This is a genomic window from Mesorhizobium sp. M0136, from assembly GCF_040322515.1.
Taxonomy (GTDB): Bacteria; Pseudomonadota; Alphaproteobacteria; order Rhizobiales; family Rhizobiaceae; genus Mesorhizobium.
Map to the genome: position 1 here is coordinate 145854 of NZ_JAMYTP010000015.1, position 18293 is coordinate 164146.

Below are 18293 nucleotides of genomic sequence, written 5' to 3' on the forward strand. Positions count from 1 at the left end.
TTTGCACTAGCGAAGTTGCACACCAAAATATGCGTTCCGCATATCCGCAATTCCAATATGCAGGCCCTTATGAGCATCATCGATACCCGCACGCCCGACGCCAAGCGCCTGGTTCCCGGCGCCACCGGCGACTGGGAGATCATCATCGGCCTCGAAGTCCACGCGCAGGTGACCTCGCAGGCAAAGCTGTTTTCCGGCGCCTCGACCACTTTCGGCGCCGCGCCCAATGCCAATGTCAGCCTGGTCGATGCGGCGATGCCTGGCATGCTGCCGGTGATCAACGAGGAATGCGTCAAGCAGGCGATCCGTACCGGTCTGGGCCTGAAGGCCCAGATCAACCACAAATCGGTCTTCGACAGGAAAAACTATTTCTACCCCGACCTGCCGCAGGGCTACCAGATCTCGCAGTTCAAGCAACCGATCGTCGGCGAGGGCAAGGTGATCGTCTCCGTCGGCCCCGACCGGCAGGGCGAGTTCGAGGATATCGAGGTCGGCATCGAGCGCCTGCATCTGGAGCAGGATGCCGGCAAGTCGATGCACGACCAGCATGCGACGATGTCCTATGTCGATCTCAACCGCTCCGGCGTGGCGCTGATGGAGATCGTTTCGAAGCCGGATATGCGCTCCGCCGATGAAGCCAAGGCCTATGTCACCAAGCTGCGCACCATCGTGCGCTACCTCGGCACGTGCGACGGCAACATGGACGAAGGCTCGCTGCGCGCCGACGTCAACGTCTCGGTACGCCGGCCTGGCGGTGAATTCGGCACGCGCTGCGAGATCAAGAACGTCAACTCGATCCGTTTCATCGGCCAGGCCATCGACTCCGAGGCGCGCCGCCAGATCGCCATCCTGGAGGACGGCGGCAAGATCGACCAGGAAACGCGGCTGTTCGATCCCAATAAGGGCGAAACGCGCTCGATGCGTTCCAAGGAAGAAGCGCACGACTATCGCTATTTCCCGGATCCCGACCTTCTGCCGCTGGAATTCGACCAGGCCTATGTCGATGCGCTGGCAAAGGACCTGCCTGAACTTCCGGACGCCAAGAAGGCACGGCTGATCTCCTCGCTCGGCCTGTCGACCTACGACGCCTCGATCCTGGTATCGGAAAAGGCGGTCGCCGACTATTTCGAGAAGGTGGCCGCTGGTCGGGATGGCAAGCTTGCCGCCAACTGGGTCATCAACGATTTGCTGGGTGCGTTGAACAGAGCCGGCAAGAGTATTGAAAATGCTCCGGTTTCGCCCGATCAGCTCGGCGCGGTCATCGATCTGATCAAGGAGGGCACCATCTCCGGCAAGATCGCCAAGGATCTGTTCGAGATCGTCTGGAACGAGGGCGGCGATCCGCGTCAGCTGGTCGAAAGCCGCGGCATGAAGCAGGTCACCGATACCGGGGCTATCGAAACGGCGGTGGACGAGGTGATCGCCGCCAACCCGGACAAGGTCGAACAGGCGCGCGCCAAGCCGACCATGGCCGGCTGGTTCGTCGGCCAGGTGATGAAGGCGACCGGCGGCAAGGCCAACCCGCAGGTGGTCAACGAGCTGGTCAAGGCCAAGCTCGGGATCGAATAGGATGTTCGTCCGCACCGCCAGCGAGCGCGATCTTGCGGCGGTGCGCGCATTGCTGGTGGAGACATGGCACGCCACCTATGACGCCATCTACGGCGCGGCGCGGGTCACCGAAATCACCGACGAATGGCATTCGATCGCCGCGCTCAAAGCGCGGTTGACACGACCGAACTCGGAATTCCTGGTCGCGGACGACGGCAAAAGCATCGGTGGCATGGCTTTCGCGGCCGCCACGACGGATGCCGGGGTCGTCATGCTGAACCAGCTTTACGTGCATCCGGCCTGGCAGAGGCAAGGCATCGGCCAGGCCCTGCTGGACGAGATCGAGGCCAGCTTTCCGGAGGCCCGAACGCTGCGCGTCGAGGTCGAGGAAGCAAATGCTCCGGCCGTTGCCTTTTACCGCTCGAGAGGGTTCACGCCCGCCGGCAACACGGCCGATTGCGGCGGCGCCTCAGGATTGCCGGCGCTGGTTTTGGAGAAGGCGATCGGCTAGCTCGTTCGCCTGGCGCTCAGTTGCGTTTCACGGGCAGGTTGAAGCAGCCGGCGGCGAGAAACTCGCACGGCAGGCTGCCGCCGCCGCCCGACGTGTGCGGGGGCGTAGCGGCTTCGATCTTTTCGACCTCGTAATATTTCGAGGTGACGCCCCATTTTTTAACGCCCTGGCACGTCGAGCGCACGCCAACCTCCGTCGCCTTTGCCGCCGTCTTGTAATAGGTGGTGATCCGGCAGGATTGGCTGACCGGCAGCGCGTTCGCCGGGATCGTGACCGGCGGCAGGAAGTTCGGGAAGGCAAGCAGCGAGATTGCCGCAATGATCCGGACGGCGGGCATGGTGTGGGGCGAGTGCAGCATCGTGCGTCTCCATCGATGGCGCCGCTCGCTCGCGGCGCAGCGGCGCGTTTGTTTCCGCAAGATCAGGCCATGACGCCGGCGCTGCCGCATCGGCCGCGCGGGGGATGGCGGGAACTGCCGCCGTGATCCGCGAGCGGCCGCGTCAGCGCGTTTTCGGCTTGATAAGCGTCTTTATCGGAACGGCGACTTTTGGAGGCCGGACCGTACTGGTTCCACCATCGACGGCCAGCTCGCCGCTATTGAGATAGCGTACCGTATAGTGCAGCTCATAGGCGGGAACTCTGATCCATGTAGGCTTGGGATTGAACTGGTCCGGAGGCCTCGAATACCACTTCGGGATCTGCATGATCTTGGAACCGGCACCGAATCCCGCAGTCTTGGCCGCTACTGCGAAGGCGCTGTCTCTGGGATCGTTCGGCGGCTGGTCGACATTGCCGATGACCACCAGCGAATCGTATTTTCGCGCGTCGAGCCGTACTGCGGGAAGGTTCAGCGCAGCCACGTCGCCTTCGCGCATCGTCAGCGCCTTCTGAAGGCCGTCCTCATTGGCGTAGACGTTGAGGTTTATAGCCTCGGATTCCGCATAGACGACATTGCTGTGGAAGTCGCGGGCTGACAGGCGTGTGAGGCTGTCGAAGGTGACTTCAACCGTCGGCTTGGCTATGGCGTCCGTCACCACCAGGTTGCGCCGCGGCACCGTCCAGAAGATGAGATCATCGCCGGTAGCCTGCGTGCCGGCATCGGAGCCGTCTATTGCCGAGCATTTCGAATTTGGAACCGGCGTCGTCACCGGTAGGGGTGCCGAAAACGAGTTGCGTACCTGCGCGTCGATGTAATTGCCGACGTTGAAAACGTCCTCGAGGATGTTGCCGCCCTCGAAGCTCGCCGGGCCGGGTTGCGAGCGGATGATGACCTGGCTGGAATCGGTCTGCCAGCCGCTGCAGAAGACGTTGACGTCTATGGGAATGCCGATGTGGCGGTCGGAGGTCACCGGGATCGAGACTTTGATGGTCAGGATGTAAGGAACTTTGACAAACCAGCTGTTCGGCTGGTTCAGCATCTGCGTCGCAAAGCGCGACGGCCGCCATTGCTTCAGCGATTCGATCGATGCGCGTGACGATCGTCCCTGGGCGGCCAGCTGTGCGTTGGTGGCGTCGACCTTGGCTTGCGCCAGGTTGCGGACGGTGTTGGTGATCAGGAACACGCCGAGTTCGGCTTTGCACGGCTTGTTCGATTGTGTGGCGTTGCATGGGGCAAGTGCCGCACTGGGAACCGGCGGCCCCGAAGGCGGCGGCTGGGCGGCCGCGGTGGCCGCCATCAGGCAGAAGAACAGCATCATGCAGGTTTTCAACATGGTATCCTCGCTCTGTCGTTGGAAACCACCCTCCGGCTAGACAGCAGCACTTCTTCGATGGCGGTTCATCGCCCGCACGGGGGATGAACCGCGAAACGTCGGGCCGGCCCAGCGACGTCGAGCCGCCGTCCTTTCGGATCGGACATCTACTGCTTCACGACGCCTTTGGTTGTCGCCTTCGGCGCGACGACCTTGGGCTTGGGGGTTTTCGGGCCGGGGTCGACTACCAATGCAGCCGTGCAGGAGCACTTGCCCGAACCGCAGTTCAGGTCGCCCTTGCACATTTTGGAGTGCCGCATATCGGTGCAGTCGGCGGTCCCGGAGCAGGAGCAACTGCCTTGCCCGATCGTTCCGGACTGACATTTGAAGCTCCATGCCGGATCGGCGGCAAGGCCGGCCACAGCGAGCGATAAGGCAAAAAGCGTCGTCGAGATGAGCTTGCGCATGAATACCTCCCGGTTCTATCGAGCGATGGAACCACGAAGCAGCAACGCTTTCATCTCCCGCGCGGGGGACGAACTCGCATACCGGTGACGATCGTCAATGCTGTCCCTTCAGCACGACGAGATAACCGCGTTCGACGCGAAGCCGGAAGGCGATTTGCCCTGCAGTGCCGGGATCCTTGGAAACCTTGTCGATGACATAGCCGCTGGGATGCGAGCCAAGCCATTCTTCCGGTTTGTCGGTGCTTTCGAATGGCCTTTGCAACCGGGCCAGGAAGCCGACTTCGCCTTGATAGTCGAAAGCCACGGCCCAGTCCGCATCCTTTCGCTCGTCTATGAAGTTGGCGAGCGGCGTCAGGTCATAGCGTTTGAACGCGGTTGCCGATGCCACCGCGTGGCCGATGCCGAAAATGACAAGCATGACGACGGCCGAGCTTTTCAGCCTGGCGAGCGGGATCTCCGCCATGAAATACCCGAACAGGATGGTCACGAACGGCAACATCGGCACGACATAGTGAGGCTGCTTGCCGGATATCGCGCTGAACGCCAGCAACACGGCAACGAACGAGAACGACAGCAGGCGCAAGGCGCGCAGATCCGGCGACTTCGTCTCGATCAGGCTGCGTATCCGCGTGCGCAGCTTCAACCGCCAGACCTCGGGTATGAAGATCCACGGTATGAACATGACCGGCAGCAGCAGCAGATAGAAATAGAACGGCCGGCCGTGCGAATTGCGCAAATTGCCGGTGACGCGCCCCGCCGATTGGTTCCAGACCAGATCATAGACGAAACTGCCCTTTGTCAGGATCGTCGCCGGCACCAGCCAGATCGCCACCGGAATCAGCGCGGCAAGCACCGCCAGGCCCACTCCAGCGAGGAAGTTCGGTGTCGTCAGTCCCGCCCGTCGGTCGCGCCAGAACGGGTAGAACAGGATGGGCGCGCCGATATGGATCAGCACCACCGGGCCTTTCGTCAGCACGCCCATGCCGATGAACAGCCCGGCCAGAACGGCCTGCCAGCGATTGCCGCTCCGGGCAAAGGCAATCAACGACAACAGCGCGGCGAGCACAAACACCGTCAGCAACAGGTCGAATAGGATCAGCGTCGAATAGATGACGAACACGCAGCTTCCGGCAACCAGCCAGGGGATGCGCCGTGCGATGTCGTCGCGGCCCGGAAACAGGGTCTTTGCCAAAGCCGTCGTCAGCCAGATGACGAGCGAGGAGGCGGCGAAGATGACCAGCATCGCGGCCGGCCGGCTGGCGCCGAAAATCTTCCAGACAAGGTCGATAAGCCAAAACATCAGAGGCGGCTTCTGCAGATAGGGCGCGAAATTCATCGTCGGGACGAAGATCTGTCCGCTCAGATACATTTCCCAGGTGACGCTGAGATATCGCGTTTCGTCGACGGGCAGCAGTGGCCGGAAAGCGACTGCGATTACGATCAGCCCAAGCAAAAAGAGGTAGGGGAGCAGCCGCTTGGTAGATGTCGGTGTCAAAGATTGAGATCCGCGCCAGAAACCATTTTCTTTCCAGCCGAGCAGAGTGCTGCGTTTCTGGACCGCGAACGACCGCACCACGATTTTGGCCGAATTGCAACGATGCCGGTTTCGTTTCCCAGATTTTGCGGACGATGGTGGCAAAGGTTGAAAAACTTACCGGCCGAGTCATTTGGACCACCGCCGGTTCGAGAATCTGCGCAAATCAACTGGAGCGCAACGGCGGTGACAATTCGCGCATCAAGAGTTCGAGCTCGCGCTGATCGCCGGTGCCGGTCTTGTCGAAGATCGTCGCCAGCTGCGACTTGACGGTGCCGTCCGAGACGCCGCCGGCCGCGGCGATTTCCTTTCGCGTCAGGCCGGCGGCAACGTGACCGGCGACTCGCCTTTCTGCCGCGGTCAGTCCGAACAGCGCCGCAATGGCGTCCAGCGCCGGGGTCGGTGTCGAACCGGCCGCGGCGATGAAGATCGCTGCGGCGGCCCGCTGCGAGATGCGCGCCGAGATTTCACGCCGCGCCAGCGGCATAACATGGGCCACCGCCGGAACGGCCGTCTTGGCCAGGGGAATGTTGATGCCGCAAGGTCCGAGTGCGAATTCGTCGCGCGTGCCGAGCTGGACGGCACGGCCGATCGCGGCGTTGGCGTTGGCATAGGTGAAGGACAGCTGTCCGCGCACGCAAGCGACCGAAATGTTTTCGGCGAGCAGCGCTTCGGCTGACGGGTTGGCGAAGATGATGGTCATGTCTTCGGCGACGATCAGCACCGGATGGTCGAGGCTTTCGATGATGGAGCGGAAGATTTCGGCCTTGCGCCGCTCGGCCTCGAACAGGTCGCCGATGGTCACCGCGCGCCGCACATGCGGCGCCAGCAGGCAGACAAGCTCGAGATCCTCGCGGGAAATCTGGCGTCTGTCCTTGTCGGTCACCACCATTAGCGTACCGATCCGGGTCGGCCGCTTCATCAACGCCACCCAGAAGAAATCGTCCAGCCGGTTGGTGTTGTACCCATTCGCGCACGATGCGGCTTTCGAGCCATCTCTGTCGTGTATCCGGGCCTTGCAGGGCGTAGATCGAATCGACGGTGAAGGGCACGTCGATCTCCATCTTGGGAACCGCCGCATAGAACGGTACTTGCGAGCCGTAGTCATGCTTCAACGGCTCAAGAACTGCGGGATCGCCGCAGGATACCGAAAACCGCGCAGAGCTGCTGATCGTGTCGATGACGGCGAGCATGGCAAGCCGGCCTTCCGCCAGATTGCAGATGGCCTCGAGTGTCGCCTGCCAGCGGTCGACGTCGGCAATCGAATCGTAGATCGCCTCAACGACCTGCGGCAATGCGCGACCGGCCGTGCCCGCCAGCGATGACATAAACCCCTCTCATTTGCCGTCCTAGGCAACGAAGCATCAACTGTTAGAATAACGCTGCGTAAGGTTGCCAACAACTTATTTCATCTGCTTCGGACGGCCGCGAAAATAGCATGAACGTATCGCTTTTCCGTCAGCCATTTGCTCGCCGGTTGCGGCAAGACCCTTGCCTTCGCAATGCCGTGACGCCATAAGCAGGTACAGGCGCCGCAGCCGCCGCGAGGACTTGCCACAAGGACTTGCCACGAGGATTTGGATGAAGACTTTCCTTCTGCAGTTTTTCACCTGGTGGAATAGCCAGACATTGGGAACGCGCTTTCACACCTGGCGGCATGGCAAGAAGGTCGGGCAGGACGAGGTCGGCAACGTCTACTATGAGGGCGGCGTCGATTCGGAAGGCCGGACCCGCCGCTGGGTCATCTACCGCGACTATTCGGAAGCCTCGGCGATTCCGCCCGGCTGGCATGGCTGGATCCATCACCGTGTAGACGTTCCGCCGCCAAGCGAAGACTACAAGCCACGCGACTGGCAAAAGCCGCATGTGCCGAACCTCACCGGCAGCCCCGCAGCCTATCGGCCGAAGGGGTCGGTGCTGACCAACCGGCATCGTCCGCAGGTGACGGGCGACTACGACGCCTGGACGCCCGGTTCGTGATCGATCGCCGCGACAGGCGCGCGGTCCCCAAGGGCGCGGTCCCCACGGGGCGGTCCTTTGTCGCCACAATTACTGTTTAGCTGTTTGCTGATCCGACAGCAGCAACTAGCCTTGGCGTTAAGAGAATCACCCGGGCGCAAACCACCGGACCTTGCATGAGCATGTTCAGCCGAATTTTGACGGGCGGATTAACCGCGGTCGTTCTCGCTTCTATGGTGACGCTTGCTGCTGCGCAGGAATTGGCGCCGCCCGCGCCTGACGCGTCGGTGGCGCCTGCAGCACCGGCAGTACCCGAACGCCTCACCAATCCCGTCGCTGAATTCGCCGGCATCGACAAGATCACCGGCCGTATCATCACCTTCGATGTCTATATCGACGAGACGGTGCAGTTCGGCGCTTTGCAGGTGACGCCGCGCATCTGCTATTCGCGGCCCGAAAACGAAGAGCCGAAGACGGATTCGTTCGTCGAGGTCGACGAGATCACGCTCGACCGGAAGATACGCCGTATCTTCACCGGCTGGATGTTTGCCGAAAGCCCCGGGATCAACGCCGTCGAGCATGCCGTCTATGATATCTGGCTGAAGGGCTGCAAGCAAAAGTCCGACGTGCCGGCACCGGCCGCCCCCAAAACCAACTAGAGCGGCGGACTTTCATGTGAGTCCATAGGCTGCGGCAGTGAAGTAGTTTCTGCATTCTGTTGGGGAGAAGAGATTGCAGATATCGCCGATGGCCTGCCACAGGGCATCGATGGTTCGGATGGCTTTTGCGCGCAGATGCGCCTTAAGCTTGGCGAAGGCCATTTCGATCGGGTTGAGGTCTGGGCTATAGGGCGGCAGGAAGAGAAGCCATGCGCCTCTTGCCCGGATCGCCGCCTCAGCGAGCGGGCTCTTGTGGGCTGCGAGATTGTCGAGGATGACCACATCGCCCTTTGCCAGCGTCGGAGCGAGCTGCGTTTCGACGTAGGTGTCGAAGATGCGACGGTTCATCGGCGTGTCGACGACGAAAGGGGCGGTGAGCCCATGGCAGCGCAGCCCGGCGATGAAGGTCTGCGTCTTCCAATGTCCGAACGGTGCCTTTGAGCGCAGCCGTTGGCCCTTCAGGCAGCGACCGCGCAGGCGCGTCATCTTCGTAGTGGTTCCGGTCTCGTCGATAAACACCAGCCGATGTGGCTCAAGCCGCATCCGCGGCTGGCGTTTGGCCCGCCACTGCTGGCGCGCCTTGCTGATGTCGGGTCGATCTTGCTCGCTGGCCAGCAGCGTTTTTTTGAAGCGGTAGCCGTTCCTGATGAGCCAACGTGAGATCGAGGCGGGAGCCACTTGGACGCCTGTAGCAGTAACCAGCTCGGCGGCAAGCTCCGGCATGGTGATGTCGTCCTTCTCGGCCACACAACCAATCAGGAACGCACGATGGGGGTCGAGCTTGGAATGGCGGCGGCCTCCGCTCGGCTTGGGCACCAGGCTCTCGGTCTTTCGATAGTTCCTCATCAGGATCACGACGAACGAAACCGACACCCCAAAATGTGCCGCCGCCGCACGCCGCGAATGGCCAGCCTCGACAAACCGCACAACGCGTTCACGCAAATCGAGCGAATAGGGCTTGGGCATGGCAAATCACCTCCTTAAGGAAGTGAACCACAAACCCGACGTTAGCGGAATCCTTCGCGATTCAACCTGAATGTCCGACGCTCTAGAATCTGTCAGCGCGCGGTGGATACCCGCGCCTTGCGGAACCGCCGCGTTGCCCGAGCGTTGGTGCCTCTCTACGGAGGAGGTTGCCATGATGATGGCCAACAAGAACGAACTTCTCGACATCGAAAGGGGATTCTGGAGCGGCGGTGCCGACTACTTCAAGGCCAATGCCGATACCGAATGCCTGGTGGCCTTCCCGCAGATGGCGCGGGTGATGAGCAATTCCGATCTGGCCGAAACCGCCACGGACCCGAACCGCTGGCGCGATCTCGACATCGACCTCAAGGGCATCATCGAGCCGGGCAGCGACATCGTCATGCTGACTTACGAGGCGCGTGCGATCCGGCAAAATGGCGAAGCCTATGCGGCGCTGGTCAGCACTGGCTATGTCCACCGCGTCAATGGCTGGAAGATGATGTTCCACGCACAGACGCCGCTGGTGACGGCAGCAAAAGGCTGACTGGCCGCTAGAGCAATTCCACGAAAAGTGTGAACGGTTTCCGTCCGGAATTGCGTTCTGTGAACGATGAACCATTCTCCAGGTTATGGAAAAAACACGGCCTCGCCCTTCAGCGCCTCGGCCAGCATCTTCTCGTATTTGCCGCGCGGCACGTCGATTGCGCCGAAGCGTTTGAGATGCTCGGTGGTGAACTGCGTGTCGAGCAGTGCAAAGCCGCGCGCCTTCAGGCGTTCGACGAGGTGAACCAGGCAGGCCTTTGACGCGTCGGTCTCCCTGGCGAACATGCTCTCGCCGAAAAACACGCGGCCGAGCGATACGCCGTAGAGCCCGCCGACCAACCGGTCGTTGTGCCAGGCCTCGACCGAATGGCAATGGCCCATCCGATGCAGCTCGATATAGGCTTCGCGGATCGGCGCGTTGATCCAGGTCGATCGACGTTCCTCGCGCCTTTCGGCGCAGGCCTCGATCGTCGCCTCGAAGTCGAAATCGATGCGGAACTCGAACAGGTTCTTGCGGATCGTCTTTCTCAGGCTTTTCGGTATGTGAAACCCGTCGAGCGGAATGATGCCGCGCGTCTCCGGCCGCACCCAGAATACTTCGGGGTCATTGGCGCTTTCGGCCATCGGGAAGACGCCGGAGGCATAGGCTTTGAGCAAAAGGTCGGTCGGGATGCGATAACCGGGTGCGTAGGGACGGGTCATCGCTTCGCCCCTGTATCACTCGCCTTCGGCCAGGTATTTTTCCAGCCAGTGGATATCGTAGTCGCCATTGGCGATGTCGGCGTTGCCAACGAGGTCGCGAAACAGCGGCAGGGTCGTTTTGATGCCGTCGACGACGAATTCGTCGAGCGCGCGCCGCAGCCGCATCATGCACTCGACGCGGTTGCGGCCGTGCACGATCAGCTTGCCGATCAGGCTGTCGTAGTAGGGTGGGATCTTGTAGCCCGAATAGACGCCGGAATCGACGCGGATACCGAGGCCGCCCGGCGTGTGAAAGTGGGTGATGGTGCCTGGCGAGGGGGTGAAGGTGCGCGGATCCTCGGCGTTGATGCGGCATTCGATGGCATGGCCGTGGAAGCGGATATCCTCCTGGCGCACCGAAAGCCCGCCGCCCGAGGCGACGCGGATCTGCTCGTGCACGAGATCGATGCCCGTGATCGCCTCGGTTACCGGATGTTCGACCTGCAGGCGCGTGTTCATCTCGATGAAATAGAACTCGCCGTCTTCATAGAGGAATTCGATGGTGCCGGCGCCGGAATAGCCGAGATCGGCGATCGCCCTGGCGCAGACGCCGCCAATATGCGCGCGCTCCTCGGCATTGAGCGCCGGCGAGGGCGCTTCTTCCCAGACCTTCTGGTGACGGCGCTGCAGCGAGCAGTCGCGCTCGCCGAAATGCACGCCGCGCCCGGCGCCATCGCCGAACACCTGCACTTCGATATGGCGCGGCTTCTGCAGATATTTCTCGATGTAGACGGCGTCGTCGCCGAAGGCCGCACCCGCCTCCGAGCGTGCCGTCTGCAGCGCCACCTCGAGGTCGGCCTCGCTATGCGCCACTTTCATGCCGCGCCCGCCGCCGCCGGCCGACGCCTTGATGATCACGGGGTAGCCGATCGCGGCGGCAATGCGCTTGGCTTCCTTGTCCTCGGTGACCGCGCCGTCGGAGCCGGGCACCACGGGGATGCCGAGGCGCTTTGCGGTGCGCTTGGCCTCGATCTTGTCACCCATAATGCGGATATGGTCGCCGGTCGGGCCGATGAAGGTGATGTTGTGCGCGGCGAGGATGTCGGCGAACTTGGCGTTCTCCGACAGAAAACCGTAGCCGGGATGCACTGCGTCGGCGCCGGTGATCTCGCAGGCGGCGACGATCTGGTGGATGTTGAGATAGCTGTCGCGCGACGGCGGCGGGCCGATGCAGACGCTCTCGTCGGCGAGACGCACATGCATGGCGTCGGCGTCGGCGGTCGAATGCACCACCACCGTCTGGATGCCGAGCTCCTTGCAGGCGCGCAGCACCCTGAGGGCGATTTCGCCGCGATTGGCGATGAGGATTTTCTGGAACATCTTTCGCCTGTTCCCGGCTCTACTCGATCACGACGAGCGGCATGCCATATTCGACCGGCTGCGCGTCTTCGAACAGGATCGCCGTCACCGTGCCGGCGCGCGGCGAGGGGATCTGGTTCATCGTCTTCATCGCCTCGATGATCAGCAGCGTCTGGCCTTCCTTGACCTTCTGTCCGACCTCGATGAACGCCTTGGCGTCGGGCGACGGCGCCAGATAGGCTGTGCCGACCATCGGCGAGGCGACGGCGTTCTTCGACACGTCGGGCGCCGCCGGCGCGGCGGCTGCCACGGGCTGCGCGGCTGCCGGCGCGTGGGCCGGCTGCGCTGCGGCGACCGGATGGACGGCCGGCGCCTGCCGCGAGACGCGCACCTTCAGATCGCCCAGCTCGACCTCGATCTCGGTCAGGTTGGTGTCGTTCAGTATGCCCGCCAGATCGCGGATCAGCTGCTGGTCAACACCGTTCTTCTTTATCGACATTTTCGAGCCTTCTGTTTGTGGGCCGGTCATAGGCGTGCAGCCAGCGCCTGCAGCGCCAGCGTGTAGCCGAGCGGCCCGAACCCGCAGATCATGCCGACGGCGACCGGCGCGACCATGGAGACGTGGCGGAATGGTTCCCGCGCGTGGATGTTGGAAAGATGCACCTCAGCCACCGGCAGCGGCGCGACGGCGCGGATGGCATCGTGAATGGCGATCGAGGTATGGCCGTAGGCGCCCGGATTGATGACGATTGCGGCGGCCTTGTCGGCGGCCTCCTGGATCCAGTCGACGAGGTCGCCCTCATGGTTCGACTGGCGGAAATCGATCTCCAGCCCAAGTGCGGCACCTGCCTGCTTGCAGTCGTCGGCGATCGCGGCAAGCGTCTTGCCGCCATAGATACCCGGCTCGCGCTTGCCGAGCGCGTTGAGATTGGGGCCGTTCAGGACGAAAACCGTTTTCAAAAAATGCCGACCTTTCCCGGCGCGGCTAAGCCGGCGCGCCGGACCCTCTATAATGGGCATAGACGCTGGCGAAAAGAGCGCAAGTGCGTTCTTTCGCCGTCCACAACAGCCGGAAAACGGCCCGCGCCGGAAACCCGCAGCCCCAATCGAAACCCGAACGCTAATCAGAGCGCCGCCTTCGCCGCCTCGATCTTTTCGGCCAGCACTTCCTGGCCAAGCGCGCCGAACACAACCTCGTTGCCGACCACGTAGGACGGCGTTCCGGTGATGGCGAGCTTGGTGGCGAGATCATAGGTCTTGGAGAAGGCCTCGGTGATGCTCGGGTCCTTCATCTTTTCGCGCAGCGCCGTCTCGTCGGCGCCGAGCGACAGCGCCACCTTGATTGCCGCCGCCTCGGTGGCGCGCCCCTGGCCGCCGAGCAGCGCATTATGGAATTCGCCGTATTTCTCCGGCTTCAGCAAATGGAAGGCCATCGAGACGACGCTCGCCTTCTGCGAATCCGGGCCGAGGATCGGGAATTCCTTGAGCACGAAGCGCAGGTCCGGATCGGCCTTGGTCAGCGCGCGCATGTCGTCGATGGCGCGTTTGCAGTAGCCGCAATTATAATCATAGAATTCGACGATGGTGACCTTGCCGTTGGGATTGCCGACAACGCCGTCAAAGGAGGAATTGAAGATCTGGTCCTTGGCGTCTTTGATGACGCCGAGACTGGCGACGCGCTGTTCTTCCTTCTGCTTGGCCTCGAGTGCCTGCTGTGCCTCCAGAAGCACTTCCGGGTTCTTCAGGAGATAGTCGCGGACGATGCCTTCGACTTCGGTGCGGTCGAGCTTGGTACCCGAGGACGCCGTCTGGGCAAGCTGCGCCGTGCCGGCCTTCGCCGTCTGCGGATTGCCGGCGACGAAGCCGAACGCCAGCATGGCGAGAGCCGCTGCCACTCCGGTAGTGCCCAGCAGAATTGCCTTGGTCATGATCCTCGATCCTCTTGCCCGTGTTCCAGTCCGCTCGCTTTGGCTGTGTCGCAGCCTGCGTCCGAAAGGTTCACTTCTTCTTACCTGATGGTGCGTAGTTTATAATGTCCTGCGCGCGAAGCCAGCCCGGCTCGCCCCGCTTCATGCTCTGCTGCGCCCGCATGGCGAAGATCTTCGCATTCTTGTAGTCGCCGGAATAGAAATGCCCTTCGGCGGTTGCAAGCTCGGCGGCCGGGATGTTGCCGAGTTCCCCATAAGCCTGTGCCAGATAGCGGTATCCGTCAGCGTTTTCGCGATCCCGTCCGAGGCCGGTGTTGATCTGCGCCACTGCCTTCTTCAGCGAATCCTCCGTGCCGATGGCCATCAGCGCCTGGCCGTAAGAGACCGGCAGCAGCCCGGATCGCGCCGGATCGAGGCTGACCGCCTTGGCATAGGCGTCGGCAGCATCCTTCGGCCGGTTCGCCTTCATCAGGATGTCGCCGCGCAATTCCTGGAAATACGGGTTTTTCGGCTGTTCCTTGATAAACGCGTTGGTCTTGGTGAGCGCCGAAGCCAGATTGCCGAAAAGGTAGGTCATCTGTGCGTCGCCATAGCGCGAGGCGAGGCTGCCGGGGTTCTTGCGCATCAATCGTGACGCCGCCGCCTGGCCTTGCATGTAGGCGGCGATCTTGATGCGCATCATATCGTGGCGCTGCTGCAGTGCCGGCGGGTCGACCTTGTCGACGTAAGGGCTCTGCTTCACCAGCACTTCGAGATTGGCGATACGCTCCTGCGGCATCGGATGACTGATGCGATAGGGATCGACTTGCGCGCCCGAGAGCGACAATGCGTTCTGGAAACGGCCGAACGTCTTCAGCATGCCCATGCCGGACTGGCCGGTTGCATTCAGATAAGCGATTGCCGAACGGTCGGCGGTCATCTCTTCGGTGCGCTGATAGGCGAGGATACTGCGTTGCGCCATCTCGCCGCCGCCGGCCATCACGCCCATGCCGGCCCCAGCGAGGCCGCGGCTGTTGCTGGTGGCGCCGGCAACCATGGCGCCGGCGCCAAGCAGCGTCGCCAGTATCGCCATCGTCTTGGCACGCTCGAGCTGCTCGCGCAGTTTCTGCTGATGCCCGCCGGCGATATGGCCGGCCTCGTGGGCGATGACGCCGATGATCTCGTTGGGCGTTTCGGCCGTCATCAGCGCGCCGGTGTTGATGAACATGCGGCGGCCGGCAACAAAGGCGTTGAAGCTCTGGTCGTTGACCAGCACGATGTTGATGGCGTCGCCCGACAAGCCGGCCGCCTTGAAGATCGGCCGCGCGTAGTCGCGTACCAGCGCCTCGATCTCGGCATCGCGCACCACCGGCACATTCTGCGCAAATGCATCGACCGAGCCGGCCATGGCGACCACCGCGGCAAGCGCAAGCGTCGCGAAGGCGCGCGCTGTCCTGGCGATCGTCGATTTGGGTCGGCTCAACATGGCAGGTCCACTGGTAGACGAGTGGGCGAAGGATGAAAAGTCGGCAGCCTAAACTTACCGAACTTGTGATCCCCACACCAATCGGGCATTTGTGCGGCGCGGCCACCATGGCCGGCACGCGCGGACAAGTGTGGTGGATTGAAAAATGATTGTTTCGCTTTCGCGCCGCGGCGCGGTCGAACCGTTCCACGCCATGGACATCCTGGCCGAGGCGAATCGGCTGAAAGCCAAGGGCCTGCCAGTCGTATCCATGGCCGTCGGCCAGCCTTCCGATCCGGCGCCGGCCGGGGTTCGCGAAGCGGCGGCCAATGCCTTGAAGGCAGGCCGCATCGGCTATACCGACGCGCTGGGCCTCGCCGGTCTGCGCAAGGCGATCGCGGCGCACTATGGCGAGCATTACGGGATTGACGTTTCGCCCGAGCGGATAGCCGTCACCACCGGATCGTCGGCTGCCTTCAACCTTGCTTTTCTGGCGATGTTCGATCCAGGCGATCGCGTCGCCATCGCCGCCCCCGGCTATCCGGCCTATCGCAACATCATGGCCGCGCTCGGCATCGACATCGCCGAGATCGAGTTGGACGGCGCCGCCTATCTCCATGCCGAGCACCTGCAAGCCGCGCATCGCGAAAAACCTCTGAAGGGCGTGCTGTTCGCCAGCCCGGCCAACCCGACCGGCGCGGTCATTCCCGCCGGCGATCTCGAGGCGCTGGTCAAGACGGCGCAAGAGCTCGGCATCGCCGTAATCTCGGACGAAATCTATCACCGGCTGGCCTATGCGGCGCCAGACACGACCGCGCTTTCTTTCGGCGCGGATGTGACGGTGATCAATTCCTTCTCGAAATATTATTGCATGACCGGCTGGCGCATCGGCTGGATGGTGCTGCCGCAGGAGCTGGTGCGGCCGGTCGAGCGCATCGCCCAGAGCCTCTACATCTCGCCGCCCGAGCTGTCCCAGATTGCGGCGATCGAGGCGTTCAAGGCGACCCCAGAGCTGGAAGCGGTGAAGGCGCGCTATGCCTGGAACCGCGAGCTCCTGATGCAACGCCTGCCGGAGCTCGGCTTTGCTTTGGCCGCGCCCATGGACGGCGCGTTCTACGCCTTCTGCGACGTCACCAGGCACACCAATGACAGCATGGCGTTTGCGCGCCGGATGCTGGCCGAGGCGCATGTGGCGGCGACGCCCGGCCGCGATTTCGACCCGCTGCAGGGCCATCGCACGATGCGCTTTTCCTACGCCGGCAGCCACGACGACATGGTCGAGGCGATGGCGCGTATCGAACGCTGGCTAAAGTAGCGGGGCGACGATGCCGGAGCTTGAACAGGCGTCTCAACTTGAACAGGCGCCCCAGCTTGAACAGGCCTTGCGCGAGGTCGCCACCGAAATGGCGGAGCGCACCGATCGCGGCGACGTCGCCAGCTATATTCCCCAGCTCGGCAAGATCGATCCGAAAAAATTTGGCATCGCCGCGGTGACCAATGACGGCCGCGTGCTGACCGCGGGCGACGCCGACGAGGCGTTTTCAATCCAGAGCATCTCAAAGGTGTTCACGCTGACGCTGGCGCTCGGCAATGTCGGCGACGCGCTGTGGCAGCGGGTTGGGCGCGAACCTTCGGGCAATCCGTTTAACTCGATCGTCCAGCTCGAGCACGAGAACGGCATTCCGCGCAATCCATTCATCAATGCCGGCGCCATCGTGGTCTCAGACATCCTGCTTGCCGGCCATCAGCCGCGCGAGGCGATCGGCGAGATCCTGCGCTTCATCCAGTTCCTGGCCGATGACGACACGATTATCGTCGACCGCGAGGTCGCGGCGTCCGAACGCGCCACCGGCTTTCGCAATTTCGCGCTCGCCAATTACATGAAATCGTTCGGCAATCTCCACCATGCGCCGGAACTGGCGCTGGGCGTTTACTTTCACCATTGCGCTATCGCCATGAGCTGCCGGCAACTGGCCCTGGCTGGCCGCTTTCTCGCCAATGGCGGCAAGAACCCGGCGACCGGGCATTCCGTCGTCTCGGCAGAGCGCGCGCGCCGCATCGGCGCGATGATGCTGACCTGCGGCCACTATGACGGCTCCGGCGACTTCGCTTTCCGCGTCGGCATTCCCGGCAAGAGCGGCGTTGGCGGCGGCATATTGGGAATCGTGCCGGGCGTCGCCTCCCTTGCCGTCTGGTCGCCTGGCCTCAATGCCAACGGCAATTCCAGGCTGGGCTCGATCGCGCTGGAAAAACTGGCGAAGATAATGAACTGGTCGATCTTCGCACCATAGTGTCGTCGCCTGCAATTGGGGAAAAAAAATCCCGTGCAGCCGATCGGCGACGCGGGACTTTTCTAATCAAAAAGTCTGGCTAATGCACGGAAAGGCTTAGAAAAAGCCCTTCCGCTGCCACCAGCCGGCACGCTTTGGCTTGTCCTCGGTCTTTGCTTCCTCGGTCTTTGCCTCGTCGGGAACGATCGAGGAGACGACCGGCACGACCGGAGCATCCACCGGTACGGGCTTGCGGCGCGACGGCCGGACCTTCGGCGTTTCCTCGGCAGCCGCCACTTCGGTCTCCGGCGACACCGGCGCGGGGGTCTCGCCGGAAGCCAGGGAGGCGGCCTCGGCAGCCGATGTCTCGGCGCCCGCAATCTCGGCAACTGCTTCCGCCGCAACCTTCTTCGGCTTGGCGGCGCGGCGCGGCTTCTTCGGCTTTTCGGCGCTCGGCATGTCGTCGTTCGCCGGAGCAAGCACCGCAAGCTCTTCGGCCGGCGGGGCACCTTCCGGCTCGCCGGTCACGGGCTCTGCTTCCGACGCGGCACCTTCTGTCATGGCGGCTGGCTCGCCGGCGCCGGCTTCGACGCTGTCCTCGCCGTCTTCACGGCGATTGCGCTTGCCGCCGCGCTTGCCGCGCCCGCGCTTATTTGCGTTAACCGGCTCCCCCCCGTACCCCCCGTTACCCCGGTGGGCCCCACACGCCCGCCCCTGCACGTTCGGGTAGGCG

General features: G+C 62.8%; 20 protein-coding genes and 1 pseudogene. 8 read left to right on the plus strand and 13 right to left on the minus strand.

The genetic code is table 11. The features are described 5' to 3' along the window. The first annotated feature begins 69 nt into the window (after positions 1-69). Entirely contained in the window at positions 70-1569 is a 1500-nt protein-coding gene (gene gatB / locus NKJ35_RS19490) for an Asp-tRNA(Asn)/Glu-tRNA(Gln) amidotransferase subunit GatB (protein ID WP_352649222.1), read from the plus strand. A gap of 1 nt (position 1570) precedes the next feature. Continuing rightward, positions 1571-2059 (plus strand): GNAT family N-acetyltransferase, encoded by a 489-nt coding sequence (locus NKJ35_RS19495; protein ID WP_352649223.1) that lies wholly within the window; start codon positions 1571-1573, stop codon positions 2057-2059. Between the two features lie 16 nt (positions 2060-2075). On the opposite strand, the gene NKJ35_RS19500 is transcribed toward NKJ35_RS19495, so the two are convergent. From NKJ35_RS19500 to NKJ35_RS19520, 5 genes are all read right to left on the minus strand, one after another. After that, a complete protein-coding gene (locus tag NKJ35_RS19500) occupies positions 2076-2417 on the minus strand; it encodes a hypothetical protein (protein ID WP_352649224.1) in 342 nt (113 codons plus the stop codon). A 142-nt stretch (positions 2418-2559) separates the two neighbouring features. Then, entirely contained in the window at positions 2560-3771 is a 1212-nt protein-coding gene (locus NKJ35_RS19505; RefSeq protein ID WP_352649225.1) for a hypothetical protein, read from the minus strand. Between the two features lie 146 nt (positions 3772-3917). Then, positions 3918-4217, minus strand: a complete 300-nt coding sequence (locus NKJ35_RS19510; RefSeq protein WP_352646745.1) for a hypothetical protein — start codon at positions 4215-4217, stop codon at positions 3918-3920. A 94-nt stretch (positions 4218-4311) separates the two neighbouring features. Continuing rightward, positions 4312-5712, minus strand: a complete 1401-nt coding sequence (locus NKJ35_RS19515) for an ArnT family glycosyltransferase (protein WP_352649226.1) — start codon at positions 5710-5712, stop codon at positions 4312-4314. 205 nt (positions 5713-5917) lie between these two features. Next, entirely contained in the window at positions 5918-6637 is a 720-nt protein-coding gene (locus tag NKJ35_RS19520; protein WP_352649227.1) for a helix-turn-helix transcriptional regulator, read from the minus strand. On the opposite strand from NKJ35_RS19520, the gene NKJ35_RS19525 reads away from it, so the two are divergent. The 3 genes from NKJ35_RS19525 to NKJ35_RS19535 all read left to right on the plus strand — a co-directional run bounded on the left by NKJ35_RS19525 (position 6627) and on the right by NKJ35_RS19535 (position 8369). Continuing rightward, complete coding sequence (locus tag NKJ35_RS19525; RefSeq protein ID WP_352649228.1) at positions 6627-7076, plus strand: hypothetical protein; 450 nt, start codon at positions 6627-6629, stop codon at positions 7074-7076. The two genes, NKJ35_RS19520 and NKJ35_RS19525, sit on opposite strands and share 11 nt — an antisense overlap. A 256-nt stretch (positions 7077-7332) precedes the next feature. Beyond that, complete coding sequence (locus NKJ35_RS19530) at positions 7333-7731, plus strand: NADH:ubiquinone oxidoreductase subunit NDUFA12 (protein WP_254817092.1); 399 nt, start codon at positions 7333-7335, stop codon at positions 7729-7731. 155 nt (positions 7732-7886) lie between these two features. Then, complete coding sequence (locus NKJ35_RS19535; protein WP_352649229.1) at positions 7887-8369, plus strand: DUF2155 domain-containing protein; 483 nt, start codon at positions 7887-7889, stop codon at positions 8367-8369. Between the two features lie 12 nt (positions 8370-8381). Here NKJ35_RS19535 and NKJ35_RS19540 read toward each other — a convergent pair whose 3' ends face one another. Further along, positions 8382-9335: an IS630 family transposase gene (locus NKJ35_RS19540; protein WP_352649230.1), complete on the minus strand. Its 954-nt coding sequence runs from the start codon at positions 9333-9335 to the stop codon at positions 8382-8384. Positions 9336-9510: 175 nt separating this feature from the next. Between NKJ35_RS19540 and NKJ35_RS19545 the strand changes: the two genes are divergently transcribed. Then, positions 9511-9879, plus strand: a complete 369-nt coding sequence (locus NKJ35_RS19545) for a hypothetical protein (protein WP_352649242.1) — start codon at positions 9511-9513, stop codon at positions 9877-9879. 83 nt (positions 9880-9962) lie between these two features. Here the strand turns inward: NKJ35_RS19545 and aat are convergent, their stop codons facing one another. The 6 genes from aat to NKJ35_RS19575 form a co-directional block, all read right to left on the minus strand. Next, the gene (aat, locus tag NKJ35_RS19550; RefSeq protein ID WP_023674821.1) at positions 9963-10580 is read right to left on the minus strand and encodes a leucyl/phenylalanyl-tRNA--protein transferase; all 618 of its coding nucleotides are present in this window, start codon (positions 10578-10580) and stop codon (positions 9963-9965) included. Between the two features lie 15 nt (positions 10581-10595). Beyond that, entirely contained in the window at positions 10596-11939 is a 1344-nt protein-coding gene (gene accC / locus NKJ35_RS19555; protein ID WP_352477446.1) for an acetyl-CoA carboxylase biotin carboxylase subunit, read from the minus strand. A 19-nt stretch (positions 11940-11958) separates the two neighbouring features. Beyond that, positions 11959-12417, minus strand: a complete 459-nt coding sequence (accB, locus tag NKJ35_RS19560; protein ID WP_352649231.1) for an acetyl-CoA carboxylase biotin carboxyl carrier protein — start codon at positions 12415-12417, stop codon at positions 11959-11961. Between the two features lie 26 nt (positions 12418-12443). Further along, positions 12444-12878, minus strand: coding sequence for a type II 3-dehydroquinate dehydratase (gene aroQ, locus NKJ35_RS19565; RefSeq protein WP_031211260.1), 435 nt, complete (start codon positions 12876-12878; stop codon positions 12444-12446). Positions 12879-13042: 164 nt separating this feature from the next. After that, the gene (locus tag NKJ35_RS19570; RefSeq protein ID WP_352649232.1) at positions 13043-13846 is read right to left on the minus strand and encodes a DsbA family protein; all 804 of its coding nucleotides are present in this window, start codon (positions 13844-13846) and stop codon (positions 13043-13045) included. Between the two features lie 70 nt (positions 13847-13916). Then, positions 13917-15311, minus strand: a complete 1395-nt coding sequence (locus NKJ35_RS19575) for a M48 family metalloprotease (protein WP_352649233.1) — start codon at positions 15309-15311, stop codon at positions 13917-13919. A 145-nt stretch (positions 15312-15456) separates the two neighbouring features. On the opposite strand from NKJ35_RS19575, the gene NKJ35_RS19580 reads away from it, so the two are divergent. Together NKJ35_RS19580 and NKJ35_RS19585 are read left to right on the plus strand one after the other, a co-directional pair. Further along, positions 15457-16605, plus strand: a complete 1149-nt coding sequence (locus NKJ35_RS19580) for a pyridoxal phosphate-dependent aminotransferase (protein WP_352649234.1) — start codon at positions 15457-15459, stop codon at positions 16603-16605. 10 nt (positions 16606-16615) lie between these two features. Then, entirely contained in the window at positions 16616-17581 is a 966-nt protein-coding gene (locus NKJ35_RS19585; protein WP_254817099.1) for a glutaminase, read from the plus strand. Between the two features lie 96 nt (positions 17582-17677). Here NKJ35_RS19585 and NKJ35_RS19590 read toward each other — a convergent pair. Next, positions 17678-18293 (minus strand): annotated as a pseudogene (locus NKJ35_RS19590) (hypothetical protein); the annotation flags it as partial.